At 67.1% G+C, this 18,428-nt stretch carries 16 protein-coding genes; 11 read left to right on the forward strand and 5 right to left on the reverse strand.

The window, feature by feature from the left end:
* Positions 1 to 37: 37 nt before the first annotated feature.
* Positions 38 to 250, reverse strand: coding sequence for a cold-shock protein (locus CFE50_RS10135; RefSeq protein ID WP_007163037.1), 213 nt, complete (start codon positions 248 to 250; stop codon positions 38 to 40).
* A 371-nt stretch (positions 251 to 621) separates the two neighbouring features.
* On the opposite strand from CFE50_RS10135, the gene plsB reads away from it, so the two are divergent.
* The 4 genes from plsB (at position 622) to CFE50_RS10155 (ending at position 5,507) form a co-directional block, all read left to right on the forward strand.
* Positions 622 to 3,132, forward strand: a complete 2,511-nt coding sequence (gene plsB / locus CFE50_RS10140) for a glycerol-3-phosphate 1-O-acyltransferase PlsB (protein ID WP_286733197.1) — start codon at positions 622 to 624, stop codon at positions 3,130 to 3,132.
* A gap of 48 nt (positions 3,133 to 3,180) precedes the next feature.
* Positions 3,181 to 3,663 carry a YbaY family lipoprotein gene (locus tag CFE50_RS10145; protein WP_286733199.1) on the forward strand — a complete coding sequence of 161 codons (483 nt, stop codon included), beginning with the start codon at positions 3,181 to 3,183 and terminating at the stop codon, positions 3,661 to 3,663.
* Positions 3,664 to 3,733: 70 nt separating this feature from the next.
* Complete coding sequence (locus tag CFE50_RS10150) at positions 3,734 to 4,459, forward strand: helix-turn-helix transcriptional regulator (RefSeq protein ID WP_286733201.1); 726 nt, start codon at positions 3,734 to 3,736, stop codon at positions 4,457 to 4,459.
* A gap of 103 nt (positions 4,460 to 4,562) precedes the next feature.
* Positions 4,563 to 5,507, forward strand: coding sequence for a DMT family transporter (locus tag CFE50_RS10155; protein WP_286733203.1), 945 nt, complete (start codon positions 4,563 to 4,565; stop codon positions 5,505 to 5,507).
* Between the two features lie 30 nt (positions 5,508 to 5,537).
* Here the strand turns inward: CFE50_RS10155 and ung are convergent, their stop codons facing one another.
* The 4 genes from ung to CFE50_RS10175 all read right to left on the reverse strand — a co-directional run bounded on the left by ung (position 5,538) and on the right by CFE50_RS10175 (position 8,308).
* Positions 5,538 to 6,233 carry a uracil-DNA glycosylase gene (ung, locus tag CFE50_RS10160; protein WP_153011147.1) on the reverse strand — a complete coding sequence of 232 codons (696 nt, stop codon included), beginning with the start codon at positions 6,231 to 6,233 and terminating at the stop codon, positions 5,538 to 5,540.
* A gap of 64 nt (positions 6,234 to 6,297) precedes the next feature.
* Entirely contained in the window at positions 6,298 to 6,597 is a 300-nt protein-coding gene (locus CFE50_RS10165) for a hypothetical protein (protein WP_007163043.1), read from the reverse strand.
* Positions 6,598 to 6,681: 84 nt separating this feature from the next.
* Positions 6,682 to 7,134 (reverse strand): NUDIX hydrolase, encoded by a 453-nt coding sequence (locus tag CFE50_RS10170; RefSeq protein ID WP_286733207.1) that lies wholly within the window; start codon positions 7,132 to 7,134, stop codon positions 6,682 to 6,684.
* Positions 7,135 to 7,186: 52 nt separating this feature from the next.
* Entirely contained in the window at positions 7,187 to 8,308 is a 1,122-nt protein-coding gene (locus tag CFE50_RS10175; RefSeq protein WP_278439220.1) for a glycerophosphodiester phosphodiesterase, read from the reverse strand.
* Between the two features lie 143 nt (positions 8,309 to 8,451).
* On the opposite strand from CFE50_RS10175, the gene CFE50_RS10180 reads away from it, so the two are divergent.
* The 7 genes from CFE50_RS10180 to CFE50_RS10210 all read left to right on the forward strand — a co-directional run bounded on the left by CFE50_RS10180 (position 8,452) and on the right by CFE50_RS10210 (position 17,945).
* The gene (locus CFE50_RS10180) at positions 8,452 to 8,667 is read left to right on the forward strand and encodes a cysteine-rich CWC family protein (protein WP_286733211.1); all 216 of its coding nucleotides are present in this window, start codon (positions 8,452 to 8,454) and stop codon (positions 8,665 to 8,667) included.
* Positions 8,667 to 9,371: a pseudouridine synthase gene (locus tag CFE50_RS10185; protein ID WP_044342936.1), complete on the forward strand. Its 705-nt coding sequence runs from the start codon at positions 8,667 to 8,669 to the stop codon at positions 9,369 to 9,371. Before CFE50_RS10180 ends, CFE50_RS10185 begins: the two co-directional genes overlap by 1 nt.
* A gap of 59 nt (positions 9,372 to 9,430) precedes the next feature.
* The gene (locus tag CFE50_RS10190; RefSeq protein ID WP_027597250.1) at positions 9,431 to 10,402 is read left to right on the forward strand and encodes an aldo/keto reductase; all 972 of its coding nucleotides are present in this window, start codon (positions 9,431 to 9,433) and stop codon (positions 10,400 to 10,402) included.
* 68 nt (positions 10,403 to 10,470) lie between these two features.
* Positions 10,471 to 11,382 carry a 23S rRNA (adenine(1618)-N(6))-methyltransferase RlmF gene (gene rlmF, locus CFE50_RS10195; RefSeq protein WP_286733213.1) on the forward strand — a complete coding sequence of 304 codons (912 nt, stop codon included), beginning with the start codon at positions 10,471 to 10,473 and terminating at the stop codon, positions 11,380 to 11,382.
* 480 nt (positions 11,383 to 11,862) lie between these two features.
* Entirely contained in the window at positions 11,863 to 13,500 is a 1,638-nt protein-coding gene (mqo, locus tag CFE50_RS10200; RefSeq protein ID WP_286733214.1) for a malate dehydrogenase (quinone), read from the forward strand.
* A gap of 269 nt (positions 13,501 to 13,769) precedes the next feature.
* Positions 13,770 to 16,409 carry an MGH1-like glycoside hydrolase domain-containing protein gene (locus CFE50_RS10205; RefSeq protein ID WP_286733217.1) on the forward strand — a complete coding sequence of 880 codons (2,640 nt, stop codon included), beginning with the start codon at positions 13,770 to 13,772 and terminating at the stop codon, positions 16,407 to 16,409.
* A 120-nt stretch (positions 16,410 to 16,529) separates the two neighbouring features.
* A complete protein-coding gene (locus tag CFE50_RS10210; RefSeq protein WP_286733218.1) occupies positions 16,530 to 17,945 on the forward strand; it encodes a GGDEF domain-containing protein in 1,416 nt (471 codons plus the stop codon).
* Positions 17,946 to 18,428 lie beyond the last annotated feature (483 nt).

Below are 18,428 nucleotides of genomic sequence, written 5' to 3' on the forward strand. Positions count from 1 at the left end.
AACTTGCGAGGAGCCTTGCGCTCCTCGCACAGCGGGCCTAGACCCGGGCCACGTCTTCGGCTTGCAGGCCCTTCTGGCCCTCGATCACCGAGAACTCCACCTGCTGGCCTTCGGTCAGGGAGCGGTGGCCTTCACCACGGATGGCGCGGTAGTGAACGAACACGTCGGCACCGCCCTCGCGTTGAATGAATCCATATCCCTTGGCGTCATTGAACCACTTGACGGTCCCGGTTTCGCGTTGCTCACCCATCACATCTCTCCGAAGCTTTCTGGATTTCCTATCCCCGCTCGCCACAGTCTGGGCGACCGGGTTGCCTTTTGGTATCGGTACGGATCGCGCATCGGATCGGTCGCCAGGCTGGCAGCCCGGGTCCGACCACTGGCAACAACTTGCCGACACCTTATGAAGCATGGCTTTCCCGGCAAAAGCAACGTTCTTTACGCAAAGTGCCATCACGGCTGGAAGCCGCGCCAGCGCCGGGTTTTCGACGATTTAAGCGGCATTTTTTCGACAGCGGGGACAAGGCGCCGACTGCCGGGTCGAAGTCAGAACAATACGGGCGGTTTTACGTCCGCCAGGCCATCCGGCACACTGCCGCCCCGTCATTCCGGTAGCCCTCCATGACCCGTTCGCCGCTGCGCCTGCTGGCCTTCTCGCTGCTCAAGCGCCTGCTCTATCTCTGGGTTCGCTCCGAGACCACCCAGGCGGCCAGTCTGCTCAGCCGCATCGATCCCGCCAAGCCGGTGCTCTATGTCCTCCCCGAAGCCTCGCTGAGCGATCTGGCGGTGCTCGACCGGGAGTGCCGCAAGGCCGGGCTGCCGCGACCGCTACGCCCGCTGGTGCTGGGCAGCAAGACCGAGCCGCTGGCCTACTTCAACGCCACCGGCAAGGCCAACTGGCGTGGGCGCCCGGCGCGGCGCTCGGTGCCTCCCACCCTGCGCCGGGTGGTCACCGCGGTGACCGAGCAGGGGCTGGCGGACGTCCAGCTGGTGCCGGTCAGCGTCTTCTGGGGCCAGTCGCCGGATCGCGAGACCAGTCCCTGGAAACTGCTCTGGGCGGACGACTGGGTGGTCACCGGCCGGCTGCGCAAGCTGGCACGCATCCTGGTGCTGGGCCGGCTGACCCGGGTGCAATTCTCCAAGCCGCTGTCCCTGGACGAACTGGCCAGCCAGCGCCCCGATCCGCAACGCCTGGAGCGTCTGGTGATGCGCCGGCTGCGCATCCACTTCCGCAACGTGCGCCAGGCGGTGATCGGTCCGGACCTGTCGCACCGGCGCACCCTGCTGCGCGGTCTGCTGCGGGCACCCCAGGTGCGGGCGACCATCGCCCACGAGATCGCCCAGCGCAAGGCCACTCCCGGGCGCATCGAAGACGAGGCGGCGCACTATGCGCGGGAGATCGCCTCGGACTTCTCCTATCCGGTGGTGCGCTGCCTGGACGTCGGTCTGCGCTGGTTCTGGAACAGCATCTACGACGGCGTCACGGTCAGCCACATCGAGCGGATCCAGGAGATGGCGCCCGGTCATACCGTGGTCTACGTGCCCTGCCACCGCAGCCACATCGACTACCTGCTGCTCTCCTACCTCTTGTTCCAGAACGGCCTGACCCCGCCGCACATCGCCGCCGGCATCAACCTGGACATGCCGGTGGTGGGCAACATCCTGAGACGCGGCGGCGCCTTCTTCATGAGGCGCAGCTTCAAGGGCAACGCCCTCTATGCGGCGGTGTTCAACGAATACCTGCACAGCCTGTTCAGCCGCGGCTTCTCCACCGAGTACTTCGTCGAGGGCGGTCGCTCGCGGACCGGTCGTACCCTGCAGCCGCGCACCGGCATGCTGGCCATGACCCTGCGCAGCTTCCTGCGCGATTCCCGGCGGCCCATCGTCTTCGTGCCCGTGTACATCGGCTACGAGAAGGTCTTCGAGGGTCGTACCTACCTCGGTGAACTGCGCGGCGCGGCCAAGAAGAAGGAATCCATCTTCGACCTGGTCAAAGTCTTTGGCGCCCTGCGCCAGCGCTTCGGCCGAGTCTGGGTCAACTTCGGCGAGCCCATCCCGCTGCAGAGCTTTCTCGATGCCCGCCGTCCGGGCTGGCGCGATGACCCCCTGGGCGAAGACCTGAAGCCCGCCTGGTTCAATTCGGTCACCCACGAACTGGGCGAGCGGGTGGTGCGCCGCATCAATGCCGCCGCGGCCGTCACCCCGGTCAACCTGGTGGCCCTGGCACTGCTCTCGACCCATCGCCAGGCCCTCGACGAAGGCGCCCTGGTGCGCGCCATCGACCTCTATCTGGATCTGCTGAAACGAGTCCCCTACTCCACCAGCGTCACCCTGCCCGAGGGCGACGGCCAGGCGATCATCGAAGAGGTGCGCGCCCTCGGCTTCCTCTCCGAGCAGCAGGACGCCCTGGGGCGCATCCTCTACCTGGACGAGCAGAACGCGGTTTTGATGACCTACTACCGCAACAACGTCCTGCACCTCTTCGCCATCCCGGCGCTGATCGCCAGCTTCTTCCAGAACACCGGGCGCATGACCCGCGAGCTGATCCATAGATTCGCCCTGGCGCTCTATCCCTATCTGCAGGCCGAGCTGTTCATCCACTGGGAGCGCGAGGAGCTGCCGCTGGTGCTGGACGGCTGGCTGGAGGCCATGGTGGAGCGCGGCCTGCTGCGTATCGAGGACGACGTCTTCGTGCGCGCGGCGCCCAGCTCGCGGCAATTCGTCCGCCTCACCCTGCTGGCGCGGGCCATCCTGCAGACCCTGCAGCGCTACTACATGACCACCGCGCTGATCCTCAACCACGGTCAGAACAGCCTGACCGCGCCGCAGCTGGAAGAACTCTGCACGGTGATGGCCCAGCGGCTGTCGGTGCTGCATGGCCTCAACGCGCCGGAATTCTTCGACAAGTCGCTGTTCCGCCACTTCATCCAGACGCTGCTGGCCGAAGGGGTGCTGCGCAAGGCCGACGACGGCACCCTGGGTCACCATGAACTGCTCGGTGAACTGGCCGAGGGTGCGGGCAAGCGGGTGCTGCCGGCGGAGATTCGCCTGTCGATCCGCCAGGTGGCCCTGGATCGGCCCGATGCCCCGGACCTGCCGGAAGCCGAATCCCCTTTGCCCGCCGGCAACTAAGCCGGCATCCATGGGTCACAGCAGTCGATTTCAGTCCAGGATCTACCCATGAAAAGAATCGCCACCCTGCTCGCCACCTCGCTGCTGCTCAGCGCCTGTAGCGGGCTGCGCCCCGGTCCCGCGACGCCACCGCCGCCGGCCGGCCAGCCGCTGCCGCCCACCGAGCAGCCGCAGACCACCACCCCTGGCGTGCCGGCCCAGCCGAGCATGACCAGCCTCAGCGGCCAGGCCACCTTTACCGCCAACGAGCCGGTACCGCCCACCGCCAAGCTCACCGTCAGCCTCTACAGCGCCAGCGCCGGCGATACCCCGGCCGGTCGCCTGGCCCAGCGCACCCTGTTCGTCAAGCAACCCGGCCAGGTGCCCTTCCGCCTCGACTACGCCCCGGCCAAGGTCAAGAACGGCGAGCGCTATCTGCTCAGCGGCCGCATCCTGCTCGGCGGTCGTCCGCTGTACCTGACCCAGCAGCCGGTGACCGTGGATCTGAACAGCGGTGGCGAGGTGGAATTGCCGCTGCAGCCGGTACGCTGAGGGCCGAAAGATTAGGGGTGGCGTGCTAGGCTCTAGGCTTTCGGCCTCCCGCTCCCCAACGAGGTGCGCCTTGACTCCCCGCCTCGCCATCAAGCGCTATCAGGGCGACCACCAGCCCCATGCCCATGCCTTCGCCCAGCTGGTGCTGCCCATCCAAGGCGGCATGGAGCTGGAACTCGCCGGGCGTAGCGGGACGCGGCTGCATACCGGGCTCGCGGCCCTGGTGGCGCCCGACTGCGGTCATGCCCAGCAATCGGAGCCAGGCAGCCGCTTTCTGGTGATCGATTGCGCCGCCGACTGGTTGCCTGCCCCCATTCTGGATCGCGCGCTACGGCAGCCGGGTCTGGCGATCCCGCCCGCGACGCGGCAGCTGATCGCCTTCGCCGAGCTGACCTCGCCTGACGCCCTCGATCAACACGCGCCCGAACTCACCCGCCTGCTGCTCGCCTCGCTCGACGCCACTGCCGCCGGCTCGGCCTTCGACCACTTGCTGGCCCAGGTGGAGGCCCAGCCCTCGGGTGACTGGAACAATGCGGCCATGGCCCGTCTGGCGGGTCTGGGGCTGACCCGCTTGCACCTGCTGTTCCACCAGCGCTTCGGCCAGACACCCCAGGCCTGGCTGACCGATCTGCGGCTGCGCCAGGCCCAGCGCTGGCTGGGCGACAGCCGCCTGCCCATCGCCGACATCGCCCTGCGCGTCGGCTTTTCCGATCAGGCCGCCCTGACCCGCGCCATGACCCGCCGCCAGGGCATCAGCCCGGCCGCCTGGCGGCGCGGCCAGCGCCTGCCCGGGTAACGCAGTCCAGGTAACCAGTCCAGGTAAAAAGCCCCGCAGTCTCGCGCAAGACCGGTCCCGCTCGCCGTCACCACACTGGTGGCGAATGGGTGGAGACGGTGCGATGCAGGAACGTGAACTATCGGCAGTGGGTATCGGCTACGGGCTGGCGGCAGGCCTGTGCTGGGGCGTGATCTTTCTGGCACCGGCGCTGGTCCCCGACCTGAGCGGCGCCCAGTTCGCCGTGCTGCGCTTTCTCTGCTACGGCCTGGTGTCTCTCGGGCTGCTGCTGCCCTGCTGGCGCCGACTGCGCAGGCAACTGAGCTGGGCCGATGGCAGACGCCTGTTCTGGCTCAGCCTGATCGGCAACCTGGGCTACTACACCCTGGTCGGCGTGGGCGTGAAGCAGGCCGGTATCGCGGCGACCACCCTGATCGTCGGCCTGATCCCGCTGCTGGTGGCCCTGGCCGGGCAGCGCGACGTGGGCGCCGTGAGTTTCGGTCGCCTCTGGCCGTCGCTCTGCTGCGCGCTGCTCGGCGTGACCCTGATCAGCTACGAGACGCTGACCACCACCGCCGTCGGCGAGCAGCCCGCCCTGGGTCTGCTGTGCGCCTGTGGCGCCCTGCTGGCCTGGAGCTGGTTCGCGGTGGTCAACACGCGCTTCCTGGCCAGGACGCCGATCGGCGCCCACGATTGGGGCCTGCTGCTGGGCGGCATGACCGGCGCCCAGGCCCTGCTGGCCGCGCCCTGGTTGCTCGGCGAGGAGCTGGCGTTGCGAGCACCGGCGGAGTGGCTGCAGCCGCTGCTGGTGGCTGCCGGCGTGGCGCTGCTCGCCTCGGTCATCGGCGGCGCCTGCTGGAACCAGGCCAGCCGACGACTACCCCTGACCCTGAGTGGCCAGGCCATCGTCATCGAGACCCTGGCCTCGCTGACCTACGGCTTTCTCTGGAACGGGCGCTGGCCCACTCGGCTGGAAGCCCTGGCGATCCTCCTGCTCCTGCTCGGGACGAGCTGGTGCCTGCAGTGCCATCGCCGCCCGGCCCGGACGGTAGCGACGGGGGCGACCTGACCGTGAGGGTGCTGGTCGGCTGCGCCGGTCCTACGCCAGCGGCGGCAGCGCCCAGTCGATGGGGGTGAGGCCGGCGTTGCGCAGGAATTCGTTGGTGCGACCGAAGTGGCCGTTGCCGATGAAGCCGCGATGGGCCGACAGCGGCGAGGGATGCGCCGACTTGAGGATCAGGTGCTTCTGGGGATCGATGAGCGTCTGCTTGCTCTGGGCATGGCTGCCCCAGAGCAGGAACACCAGATTCTCGCGCTCGGCGCTGACCACCTCGATGATGCGATCGGTGAAGCGCTGCCAGCCGGCCTTGGCGTGGGAGCCGGCGTTGGCCTGCTCCACGGTCAGCGAGGTGTTGAGCAGCAGCACGCCCTGCTCCGCCCAGTGCTGCAGATAGCCGTGGTTGGGAATGGGCAGGTTCAGGTCGCGCTTGAGTTCCTTGAAGATGTTCTGCAGCGACGGCGGCGCCGGCACCCCCGGTTGCACCGAGAAGCTCAGGCCATGGGCCTGACCCGGACCGTGGTAGGGATCCTGGCCGAGGATGACCACCCTGACCTGATCCAAAGGGGTGGTATTGAGGGCATTGAAGATCAGCGGACCGGGCGGAAAGATGACCTTGCCCGCCGCCTTCTCGCGCCTGAGGAATTCGCTCAGCTGGCGCATGTAGGGCTGCTCGAATTCGTCGCGCAGCGCGGCTTTCCATTGGGGGTCGAGCTTGATGCGATCGTCGTCCACGATTCGAGGCTTCCTGGTCAAGACAAGGGCAGCACCCTAGAAAAGCCGGCTGCCCCTGTCAAACCCGCTACCAGCGCGGACCGTAGCGCGGGCCCCAGCCGGGCGGACCATAGCCCGGACGCGGCCCCCAGCCCGGCGGCCCCCAACCGGGACCCGGCCCCCAGTGGGGCGGTGGCGGCGGTGCCGGTCGATAGTAGTAGCCGTAGCCATAGGGCCGCACGATGACCGCGGGCGGCGGATAGGCCGGCGTGCCGTAGAAGACCGCCGCGGGGGGTGCCGGACGGCTGTAATAGCGCGGGGACGTGTCGTAGACGGTGCAGCCGGTGAAGGTCAGGGCACAGAGCGACGCCAAGAGGAAATGGCGCATGGGGGGATCTCCAGAACGGCCCGGATGGGCCTGGAGAAAGCTTAAGCCTTGGCCAGGTGTCGCGCCCAGTTATCGAACGTTCATTCAGCCGGGATTAAGAGACGCCGGTCCGCTCTCCTCCCGCTCGCCCAGGTAGTCCCGCAGCCGCGCCTGCAGATGGGGCACGGCCTGGGGATGGGCGAGAAAGTCGACGATGCTCATCAGCTGCCAGTGCTGGCCTTCGTCACCGAAGTAGATGGCGGCGATCTCGGCGGGATGCAACTGCCCGGCGAACAGCCAGCTGGGTAGATAGCCGGGCTGACGCGGTGGATAGCAACGTCCCCAGGTCAGCCGCGCCTCGTCCAGCACCAGGCCGAATTCCTCTTCCAGCTCGCGCAGGACGCAGCGCTCGGGCGTTTCGTCATCTTCGCGCCCGCCGCCCGGCAGGTCCCATAGCGCGGGCCAGGGGATGTCGGGTTTGTCGTCGCGCTGATAGACCAGGATCTGCTCGGCGCAGAGCAGCGCCAGCTTGGCGCCGTTGAAGGCATGGCGGGACATGCGGAAGCCTCCGGTGGCGACGGGGGAGACCACCAGGCCTCCCCGTCTGGACTCAGTAACCCAGCTGCTTGAGCAGGGCCGCGGGCGCCTGCTTGGCCGGACGCTCATAGAATTTCAGCAATTCGGCGGCGCGATTGCTGAAGAAGCCATCCACCCCGCGCGGCGCCAGGCGGGCGTAGTCCACCGCCGAGTCCACCGTATAGGCATGCACCAGCAGACCCCGCTCGTGGGCGACGTCGTTCATCCAGGGCTTCACCAAGTCCGCATAGCTCTGGTCGCCACCCTCCTCCAGGGCCGCCGAGGGGCCGATGCCGATGGCGCCATGGGCCTTGGCCCACTCGATCCAGGCGGTAAAATCGCCCTCGGAGCGCACCTGCTGCTTGGCGTAGTAGGCCGCCTTGCTGGCCTCGCCCGATTCGGCGTAGGTGGGCCCGGGCTTGGCCGGGATGTAGTCGTCACCCAGCCACAGCAGTAGGATCTTCGGCGTATTGGGCATCTCCTTCTGCAAGAGCTCCAGGCTGCCTTTCTCGAAGGTCTGCAGGATCACCCGCCCGGGCATGGCGGCGACGCCGGTGGCACCCGGCTTGGGCTTACCGAGCCAACCGCGCTGGGTCAGCTTGGCCTTGAGGTCGCGCTCGATGCCGGGAAACAGCTTGGGCTGCTTGGTCTCGATGTAGAGGCCGGGCTTGTTGCGACCGCCTTCGGCGATGTCGATGACCTCGTCGAGGGTGAGGATCCTGAGTCCGGCGAACGTTGGTCGGGCACGGTCGGGATGGGCCTGGTTGAACCAGCTGCCGGCGTCCAGCGACTTGAGTTCGGCCAGGGTGAACTGGCTGACCGGCGCCTTGGCGCGCTCGGGGAAACGCTTGGCGACGTCGGTGGTGCGCTCCAAGGTGTCGTCGTGCAGGGCGATGAGCTGGCCGTCCTTGGTGCGCTGCAGGTCGAGCTCCAGGTAGTCGGCGCCCAGCTCCCGCGCCACCAGATAGGCCGGCGCGGTGGATTCGGGGGCGTCGAAGGAGGCGCCGCGATGGGCGATCACCGCCGGCCAGGGAATGCCGGCCTGCCGGGCCAGGGTCTGGCCGACATCGGCCTCGGTGGCCAGGGCCAGCTGGCTGACCAGCAGGGTGCCGGGAATGAGGGTGCGGATCAGGGTGCGCAGAGCAGTTATTGTCATGGGTTCCTCGGGTGGTCCGACGATCGGAGCTAGGATGCAGCTTGCACCCCGGATGCGACAGTACGCAGACCCCCAGCGTAGCGGACGTTATCCAGGTCGCAATTTCCGGTACTCTGCCGCCCGCTTCGCCCGACGAGATCACCATGGCCGCATCGCCCACGCCCTTCGACCCCACCCTCTGCCCGCTGTGCGGCAAGGCCAACAGCTGCGTCCTGGCGGCCGGTGGCGAGCTCCGCGACTGCTGGTGCCTGCAGACGCCGATGGATCCCGCCGCCCTGGAACGCCTGCCCGCGGAAGAGCGCGATCGACGCTGCCTCTGCCCAGCCTGCGCGGCCGGCGTCGCCGGCGAGTCTCGCTGATGCGCCTGGACCGCTGGCTGGGCAACCGACCCGACCTGGGACGGCAGCTCGCCCGGCGCCTGCTCGCGGAAGGTCGGGTAAGGGTCAACGGCGCCACCACCCTGCAGGCCGCGCAGGAGGTGTTCGCCTTCGATCGCATCGAGGCCGACGAGCGCCTGCTGCAGGACGGTCCCGGCGGCCGCTACCTGATGCTGCACAAGCCGCGCGGCTGCGTGAGCGCCACCGTCGACGCCCGCCATGCCACGGTGCTGGACTGTCTCGCCCCGGACCAGCGTGCCGATCTGCACCTGGCCGGACGGCTGGACTTCAACACCACCGGCCTGCTGCTGCTCACCAACGACGGCCAGTGGTCGCGCGGCCTGAGTCATCCGCGCCACAAGCAGACCAAGCGCTACCGGGTCACCACCGCCGAGGTCATCCCCCAGCACCTGGTCGCGGCCTTTGCCGAGGGCCTCTACTTCGCCTACGAAGACCTCACCACCCAACCGGCGCGGCTGGAGCTGCTGGACGAGCACACCGCCTACCTGACCCTGGTCGAAGGTCGCTATCACCAGGTCAAGCGCATGTTCGGCCGCTTCGGCATCGAGGTCATCGCCCTGCACCGCGATCGCATCGGCAACCTGGAACTGGATCCGGCGCTGGCCGAGGGCGCCTGTCGTCCACTCACGCCCGCAGAGGTGGCGCTGCTACGTCCGGCGGATTAGGGGAACAGGAGCGGCGGGGCACCGGTCGGGATGCAGACACGTACCCCTGGAGACCTCTCATGCGTATCGATATCCCCTCCCTCGGATTCGGCGGTGCCCCGTTGGGCAACATGTTCCGCGAGGTAGGCGACGCCGAGGCCCGGGCGACCCTCGAAGCCGCCTGGGACGCGGGCATCCGCCTCTATGACACCTCGCCCCACTATGGCGCCGGGCTGTCGGAGCGACGTTTCGCCGAGGTGCTGGCCGACAAGCCGCGCGACGATTTCGTCCTCTGCAGCAAGGTCGGCCGCCTGCTGGAACCGGCCGATCAGCCGGAAAACGCGCCGCCGTTCGTCAACGAGCTGCCCTTCAAGCGGGTGCTCGACTATTCCGCCGACGGCGCCCGCCGCTCCATCGAGGCCAGCCTGGAACGTCTCAAGACCGACCGCCTCGACCTGGTCTGGATCCACGACCTGTCCGAGGACCAGCACGGCCCGGCCTGGCGCGACTACTTCGCCCAGGCCATGCAGGGTGCGGCCAAGGCCCTTACCGAGATGCGCGAAGAGGGCCTGATCATGGGCTGGGGCCTGGGCGTCAACCTGGTGGAGCCCTGCCGCCTGGCGCTGGAGCAGAGCGATCCCGACGCCTTCCTGCTGGCCGGTCGCTATTCCCTGCTGGACCACCGCGAAGCCCTGGATACCCTCTTCCCCGAATGCGAACGCCGCGGCGTGGGCATCGTGGTGGGTGGGCCCTACAACTCCGGTCTGCTGGCGGGCGGCAAGCACTACAACTATGCCGAAGCCGAGCCGGCGCTGCGCCGCAAGGTCGAGCTGATCGAGGGCGTCTGCCAGGATCACGGGGTGGACATCCGCGCCGCGGCCCTGCAGTTCTGCCTGGCCCATCCCACGGTGGCCGCTACCATTCCCGGCAGCAGCACCCCGGAGCGGGCCCGGCAGAACGCCGAACTGCTGCGGGCGCCCATCCCCGCCGCCTTCTGGCGCAATCTGCGCGAGATCGGCGTACTGCCTGAAGACGCCCCGACGCCCGCGTGAGTGACCGGCGTGAGTGAAAAGGGCGGCTGTGCTAGGCTCCCCGCCCCTTTTCCACCCTGCCTGCCCTCATGACCTCGCCTGGCCGCCCCGCGCCCCTGCATCCCCGCAATCGCCACCAGGGCAGCTACGACTTTCCCGCCCTGATGCGCACGAGCCCGGCGCTCAGGCCTTTCGTGGCACCGACGCCGCGGGGCAATCTGTCCATCGATTTCACCGATCCCCAGGCGGTCCGGGCGCTCAACCGGGCCTTGCTGGCGCTGCACCACGGCGTGCGCGACTGGGACATTCCCGCCGATTTTCTCTGCCCACCGATTCCCGGTCGGGCGGATTACCTGCACCACCTGGCCGACCTGCTGGCCGAGGGCAATGGCGGCCGGATTCCCCGGGGCGCGACGACGCGCTTGCTGGACGTGGGTACGGGTGCCAACGGCGTCTATCCGCTGATCGGCTTCAAGGAGTATGGCTGGCACTTCGTTGGTAGCGACATCGCCCCGGCGGCGCTGGATGCCTTCAAACGCACCCTGGCGGCCAATCCGGATTGCGCCGCCGCCATCGAGCTGCGTCTGCAGCCGGAGCCCCAGGCGATCTTTGCCGGCATCCTGCAACCCGGCGAGCGCTATGCCGCCACCCTGTGCAATCCGCCCTTCCATGCCAGCCCCAACGAGGCTGTGCGCGGCAGCCAGCGCAAGTGGAAGAATCTGGGCAAGACCACCGGCAAGCAGGCACCCCTGCTCAACTTCGGCGGCCAGGCGGCCGAACTCTGGTGCCCCGGCGGCGAGGTCGCCTTCATCGACCGGATGATCCGTGAGAGTCGCGCCTTCGCCGGTCAGGTCGGCTGGTTCACCTGCCTGGTGTCCAAGGCCAGCAACCTGCCGCTGTTGCAGGCGGCGCTGCGCCGCGAGCAGGCCGGCGAGGTCCGCGTCGTTGCCATGGCCCAGGGCCAGAAGCAGAGTCGCTTCCTGGCCTGGCGCTTCGCCTGACTGACCGCCCCCACTTGAAGGACGACCCTTTGGCGGCTTTCTGGCCGGTTTCGTCGGTGCCGCCGGTTACCTGCGAAGAGATGGCCAGCACCGGTCCGTATCGCCAGAAGACCCTTCTGGCGGGACTTTGACCGAGGTCACAAGGGATTAGACTAAAGGCTAATAGGCAAAGCCAATGAATTGCAGGCTATGCAGTCCTATCCCTTCTCATTAAAATGTTCGGCAACAAAAACGCCACGCGCATGCAGCCGCGCCCGAGACCTCTGTCTCCGGCCAGCCGCTGCGAAAGCCGTGCATCGCGTTTTTGCTCCGACTCCTCCGGTGACTCATGAGAGAGGGGCGGTGGAGGGAAAAGAACCTGCCCTTGCGTGTTTCCGGCTGCATTCTGCCTCGCCCACTGCACATCCACCCATGTGCCATGGTGCCGCACCGCACCGAAACTCGATAAGCAGACCCAGCTTCTATCGAACGAGAGACCACATGCTGAAGAAAATGACTGGCGCGCTGCTCGGCGTCGCCATCGCCTCCGCCCTGGGCACCGCACAGGCCGAAGACACCAAGAAGGTCGACGTCCTGCTGATCGGCGGCGGCATCATGAGCTCCACCCTGGGCATCTGGCTGAACGAGCTGGAGCCGAACTGGACCATGGAAATGGTCGAGCGCCTGGACAAGGTCGCCGACGAGAGCTCCAACGGCTGGAACAACGCCGGTACCGGCCACTCCGCCCTGGCCGAGCTGAACTACACCCCGGAAGACAAGGACGGCAAGGTCACCATTTCCAAGGCCATCGAGATCAACGAAGCCTTCCAGATCTCCCGTCAATTCTGGTCCTGGCAGGTCAAGAACGGCGTCCTCAAGGATCCGAAGAGCTTCATCAACAGCACCCCGCACATGAGCTTCGTCTGGGGCGACGAGAACATCGCCTTCCTGAAGAAGCGCTACGAGGCGCTCAAGGCCAGCCCGCTGTTCTCCGGCATGCAGTACTCCGAGGATCCCGCGCAGATCAAGCAGTGGGTTCCGCTGATGATGGAAGGTCGCGATCCCAAGCAGAAGATCGCCGCCACCTGGAGTCCGCTGGGCACCGACGTCAATTTCGGCGAGATCACCCGCCAGTTCGCCGCCAACCTGCAGTCCAAGCCGAATTTCAAGCTGAACCTGTCCAGCGAAGTCGAGAACATCACCCGCAATGCCGATGGCAGCTGGCGCGTGGAGTACAAGAACCTCAAGGACGGCAAGAAGACCGAGACCGACGCCAAATTCGTCTTCATCGGTGCCGGCGGCGGTGCCCTGCACCTGCTGCAGAAGTCGGGCATCCCCGAAGCCAACGACTACGCCGGCTTCCCGGTGGGCGGCTCCTTCCTGGTCACCGACAATCCCGAGATCGCCCAGCAGCACCTGGCCAAGGCCTACGGCAAGGCTTCGGTGGGCGCACCGCCGATGTCGGTTCCGCACCTGGACACCCGCATGCTCGATGGCAAGCGCGTGATCCTGTTCGGGCCCTTCGCCACCTTCTCCACCAAGTTCCTCAAGCAGGGTTCCTACCTGGATCTGCTGACCAGCACCAACACCCACAACGCCTGGCCGATGGTCCGCGTGGGCGTGGCCGAGTACCCGCTGGTGGAATACCTCGCCGGTCAGCTGATGCTGTCGGATGACGACCGCATGGCCGCCCTGCGCGAGTACTTCCCCAACGCCAAGAAGGAAGACTGGCGCCTGTGGCAGGCCGGTCAGCGCGTGCAGATCATCAAGCGCGACGCCGACAAGGGTGGCGTACTGAAGCTGGGCACCGAGATCGTCGCCGCCAAGGACGGCAGCATCGCCGGCCTGCTGGGCGCCTCCCCGGGTGCCTCGACCGCCGCGCCCATCATGCTGAGCGTGCTGGAGAAGGTGTTCAAGGACAAGGTCGCGACCCCGGAGTGGCAAGCCAAGCTGCACCAGATCGTGCCCAGCTACGGCACCAAGCTGAACGGCGATCCTGCGCGCGTGCAGCAGGAGTGGAACTACACCGCCGAAGTCCTGCAGCTGGCCACCCCGCCGGTCGCCACCGGCACCGAGAACGCCAAGGCCACCGCCAGCGCTCCGCGTGTGGAAAAGGCCGCCAACGACATGGCACTGTAAATCGCCGCCCGGCCCGCTGCATGCGCAGCGGGCTCACCGCGATGCCCCAAGGCCCCACCCGGATCCGGCGTGGGGCTTTTTTTCGCCTGCGTCCCGCCCGGGCCAGAGCCCCTGCCGCGGCCCGGGCCCTGTGACGAAAACCGCAACGGCGTGAATTTTTTCCCGCCAGACAGGCACTAAAACTGCAGCGATACGCCGAGGCCGCTCTTTGCACGCCACAATGGTGATCTATCCTCGAGCCTTAACCGTTACCTGAATCTGGAGACACGATGACGGCACATCCCGCCCCGGGCATCCTGCATACCCGAGAAGGCCAGCGCCTGGCTGATACCGACGCCGCCGCCTGGCGACAGTGGGGACCCTACCTGAGCGAGCGCCAGTGGGCCACGGTCCGTGAAGACTACAGCGCCGACGGCGACGCCTGGCGCTACTTTCCCCATGACCATGCGCGCAGCCGCGCCTATCGCTGGGGCGAAGACGGCCTGGCCGGTTTCTGCGACAAGGCCCAGCAATGGTGCCTGGGCATCGCCCTCTGGAACGAGCGCGACCCCTTCCTCAAGGAGCGGCTGTTCGGCCTGACCAACGCCGAGGGCAACCATGGCGAGGACGTCAAGGAGCTGTACTTCTACCTGGACGGGGTGCCGAGCCACGCCTACCAGAAGATGCTCTACAAGTATCCCCACGCCGCCTTTCCCTATGCCCAGCTCGCCGAGGAAAACGCCCGGCGCGGGCTGAACGATCGCGAATTCGAGATCCTCGACACCGGCGTCTTCGCCGAGGACCGCTATTTCGACGTCACCATCGAATACGCCAAGCACACCCCCGATGACATCCTCATGCGGGTCACCGTGGAAAACCGCGGGACCGAGCGCGCCAGCCTGCGGGTGCTGCCGCAGATCTGGTCACGCAACACCTGGGCCTGGACCGGCACCCCGCCGCGCTCCATGCTCAGCCTGGAAGGCGATCAGGTCCGCGCGAGCTATTTCGACCGGCCCGACCTGGTGGTCAGCGCCTGGGGCCCACGCGAGGCCGAGTGGCTGTTCTGCAACAACGAAACGAACCTGCCCCGCCTCACCGGTGAAGCTGCCGAGGGCCCCTTCAAGGACGGCATCAACGACTACGTGGTGCGCGGCGCCCGCGAGGCGATCCGCCGCGACTTCGGCAGCAAGGCGGCCGCCCATTTCGCCGTGGAGCTGGAGGGTGGCGCCAAGACCGTGGTCTACCTGCGCCTGGCGCCCACCAATGCGCTGTCGGTGGATGCCGATGCGATCTTTGCCGAGCGCATCGCCGAAGCCGATGCCTTCTATGCCGCCCTGCAGGAAAAGATCGCCGATCCCGATGCCCGCCTGGTGCAGCGCCAGGCCCTGGCCGGCCTGCTCTGGTCCAAGCAGCTCTACTATTTCGAGGTCAATCGCTGGCTCGATGGCGATCCGGCCCAGCCGACGCCGCCGGCGCAGCGCCAGCGCATCCGCAACGGCCACTGGCGGCACCTGCTGAATTTCGACATCGTCTCCATGCCGGACAAGTGGGAGTACCCCTGGTACGCCTCCTGGGACCTGGCCTTCCAGGCGGTGGCCTATGCCCTGATCGATCCCGGCTTCGCCAAGCAGCAGTTGCTGCTGCTGGTGAAGGACAGATTCATGCACCCCAATGGCCAGCTGCCGGCCTACGAGTGGAATTTCGAGGACGCCAATCCGCCGGTGCATGCCTGGGCCACCTGGCACGTCTACCTGCAGGAAAAGTCCCTGACCGGGGTGGGCGACCGTGTCTTTCTCGAGCGTGTCTTCCACAAGCTCCTGCTGAATTTCTCCTGGTGGATCAACCGCAAGGACACCGAGGGTCGCAACATCTTCCAGGGCGGCTTCCTCGGCCTGGACAACATCGCCCTCTTCGATCGCTCGGCACCGCTGCCGGAGGGCTATCACCTGGACCAGGCCGACGGCACCGCCTGGATGGCCGCCTATGCCCTGGACCTGATGCGCATCGCCCTGGAGCTGGCCAAGGAAAATCCGGTGTACGTCGATCTGGGGGTCAAGTTCTTCGAGCACTTCCTGCACATCGCCGGCGCCATCAACCACAGCGATGATCGCGAAGACGGCCTCTGGGACGAACAGGATGAATTCTTCTATGACGTCCTGCACAAGGCGGATGGCAGCGCCGAGCCGCTGCGCCTGAGGTCCATCGTCGGCCTCATCCCGCTGTTCGCGGTGCAGGTCCTGGAACAGCGCGAGCACGAGGGCCTCCCCGGCCTCGGCGGACGACTGCGCGGCTTCCTGCGCCAGCGTCCGGATCTCGCCCGGCTGGTCTCGCGCTGGACCGAGCCCGGCCAGGGCAACCGATTCCTGCTCTCGCTGCTGCGCGGCCATCGCACCAAGCTGCTGCTCAAGCGCATGCTGGATGACAAAGAATTCCTTTCCGAATACGGCATCCGCTCGCTGTCCAAGGCCCACGAACAGCAACCCTTCGAGATGCGCCAGGCCGACGGCAACCTGCTCAGCGCCCGCTACCAGCCGGCGGAATCGGATTCGCGCCTGTACGGCGGCAATTCCAACTGGCGTGGACCGCTGTGGATGCCGATCAACTACATGCTCATCGAGTCGCTGCACGAATTCCACCGCTACTACGCCGACAGCTTCTCGGTGGAATACCCCAGTGGTTCGGGCTACCTGGCCAATCTGGAAGAGGTCGCCGACGGCCTCAGCCAGCGCCTGACCCGGCTGTTCCTCAAGGACGCCGATGGCAAGCGCCCGAGCATGGTCGACTATCCGCAATTGCAGAACGATCCGCGCAGTCGCGACCTGGTGCTGTTCCACGAGTATTTCCACGGCGAAAACGGCCGCGGACTCGGGGCTTCCCACCAGACCGGCTGGAGCGCCCTGGTGGCGCTGCTGCTGCAACCCCGGCGCTAGCCGAGCACGCCGGGGTGCCGGTCCCGACCGGCACCCCGGCGGACTGTGGCAAGGCTGCAGTTTTCCTCGGCCACCCCGGGTACTATGCTCTAGCTAGACATCCCGCCTTCGCGAGCCCGCATGACTGCCCCCGATGACGCCCAGCGTCTCCACGCCCTGAGCGAGTTGCAGATTCTCGACAGCGGCGTCGAAGCCGCCTACCAGGACATCGTCGTCCTGGCCTGCCAGCTGACCCGGGCGCCGGTGGCCTTCATCACCCTCGCCGATCGACACCGTCTCTGGTTCAAGGCCTGTCAGGGCCTGACGCTAGCCGAGGTGCCGGTCGACGCCTCCCTCTGCCACCTGGCGATCCGTACCCCGCGTGAGCCCTTCCTGGTGGAAGACCTGCAAGGCGACCCACGCGTCGCCCATCTCCGGTCCGCTCCCGGGCTGGAAGGGATGCGTGCCTACCTGGGCATCCCCCTGCTCGACCGGCACGGGGTCGCCCTGGGCACCCTCTGCGTGATGGACGACCGGGTTCGGCGTTTCGAGACGGCTCAGGTCGACAACCTGCAACGGCTGGCCCGACAGGTCATCATCCTGCTGCAACAGCGCGAGACCCTGCGCCAGCTGGAAGAGCTGGACATCAACTTTTCCGCCTTCATGAACAACGGGCCCTTCATCGCCTACATCAAGGACCGCGACTGGCGCTACCGCTATGTCAACGAGCCGTTTCTGCAGCAGCTGGAATTGACCCGCGACGAGGTCATCGGCCAGGACGACTTCACCATCTGGCCAGAGGCGGCGCCCCGTTTTCGCCAGGTCGACGAGCAGGTGATGAACGAACTCAAGCCGAGCCGCCTCGTCGAGCGCATGGCGGCCCCCGATGGTCGACGGCTGTTCTGGCAGTCCTACAAGTTTCCCCTGGTCACCCGGCAGGGCATCGCCCTGGCCGGACTGTCGGTGGACGTCACCGAGCACATCGAGCAACAGCACCTGCTGGAGGCCTCGCAGCGCCAGTTGCTGGGCATGATGCAGGCCGCCGAGCAGCGCAGCGTCACCGATGCCCTGACCGGCCTGTTCAATCGACGCGCCTTCGACCTGCGTCTGGCGGAGCACCTGCTGCGCGCCGAGGAGCAGCGCACGCCGCTGTCCATGCTGTTGATCGACGTGGATCACTTCAAGGCCTACAACGACGCCTATGGGCATCAGGCTGGCGACACCGCCCTGCAGGCCGTCGGCCAGTTGCTGCTGCAGAGTTGCCGCGACAACGACGCCTGCTTCCGCTACGGCGGCGAGGAATTCGCCATCCTGCTGCCGGGGGCCGATCTCACCGCGGCCCATCTGGTGGCCGAGCGCTGCCGCGCCGCCGTCGCCAACCACGCCTGGTCACGGCGCCCCATCACCCTGAGCGTCGGCCTGGCCACCCACAGGGCCGGGATGGATGCCTACAGCCTCACCGAAGGCGCCGACCGGGCGCTCTATGCAGCCAAGGGCGCCGGCCGCAACCGCATCGCCGCGGAGCCCGGGCCCGAAGCCCCTGCCAGTCCGGAATGACGCCCAAAACAAAAAACCCGCCGAAGCGGGTTCTTTGTTGCGACCATCCCAACGTCCTGTCAGGCGCCATCCTGGCCTGGTCATCATCCTTGACCTCAGAGCTACGCATCCTGCGCGGCTGATGGGTGTAGATTACGCAGCCATCGCGAATGGCAACATGGCCAGGTGACACCAGTCGGTGTAAGCCTTTTGCCATACCCCACCCGATCCACCTGCCGACCTCAAATCGCGCCCAACAAAAAACCCGCCGAAGCGGGTTCTTTGTTGCGACCATCCCAACGTCCTGTCAGGCGCCATCCTGGCCTGGTCATCATCCTTGACCTCAGAGCTGCGCATCCTGCGCGGCTGATGGGTGTAGATTACGCAGCCCCCGCAGGTGGCAACATGGCCAGGTGACACCAGTCGGTGTAAGCCTTTTGCCATAGCCTGGGGAACATGGCGACCGCCGCCTCGACTAATGCTGACCCCCGCCGAAGATCCGCC

Source organism: Pseudomonas sp. PGPPP4 (genome assembly GCF_002256045.1).
GTDB classification, from domain to species: Bacteria; Pseudomonadota; Gammaproteobacteria; order Pseudomonadales; family Pseudomonadaceae; genus Chryseomonas; species Chryseomonas oryzihabitans.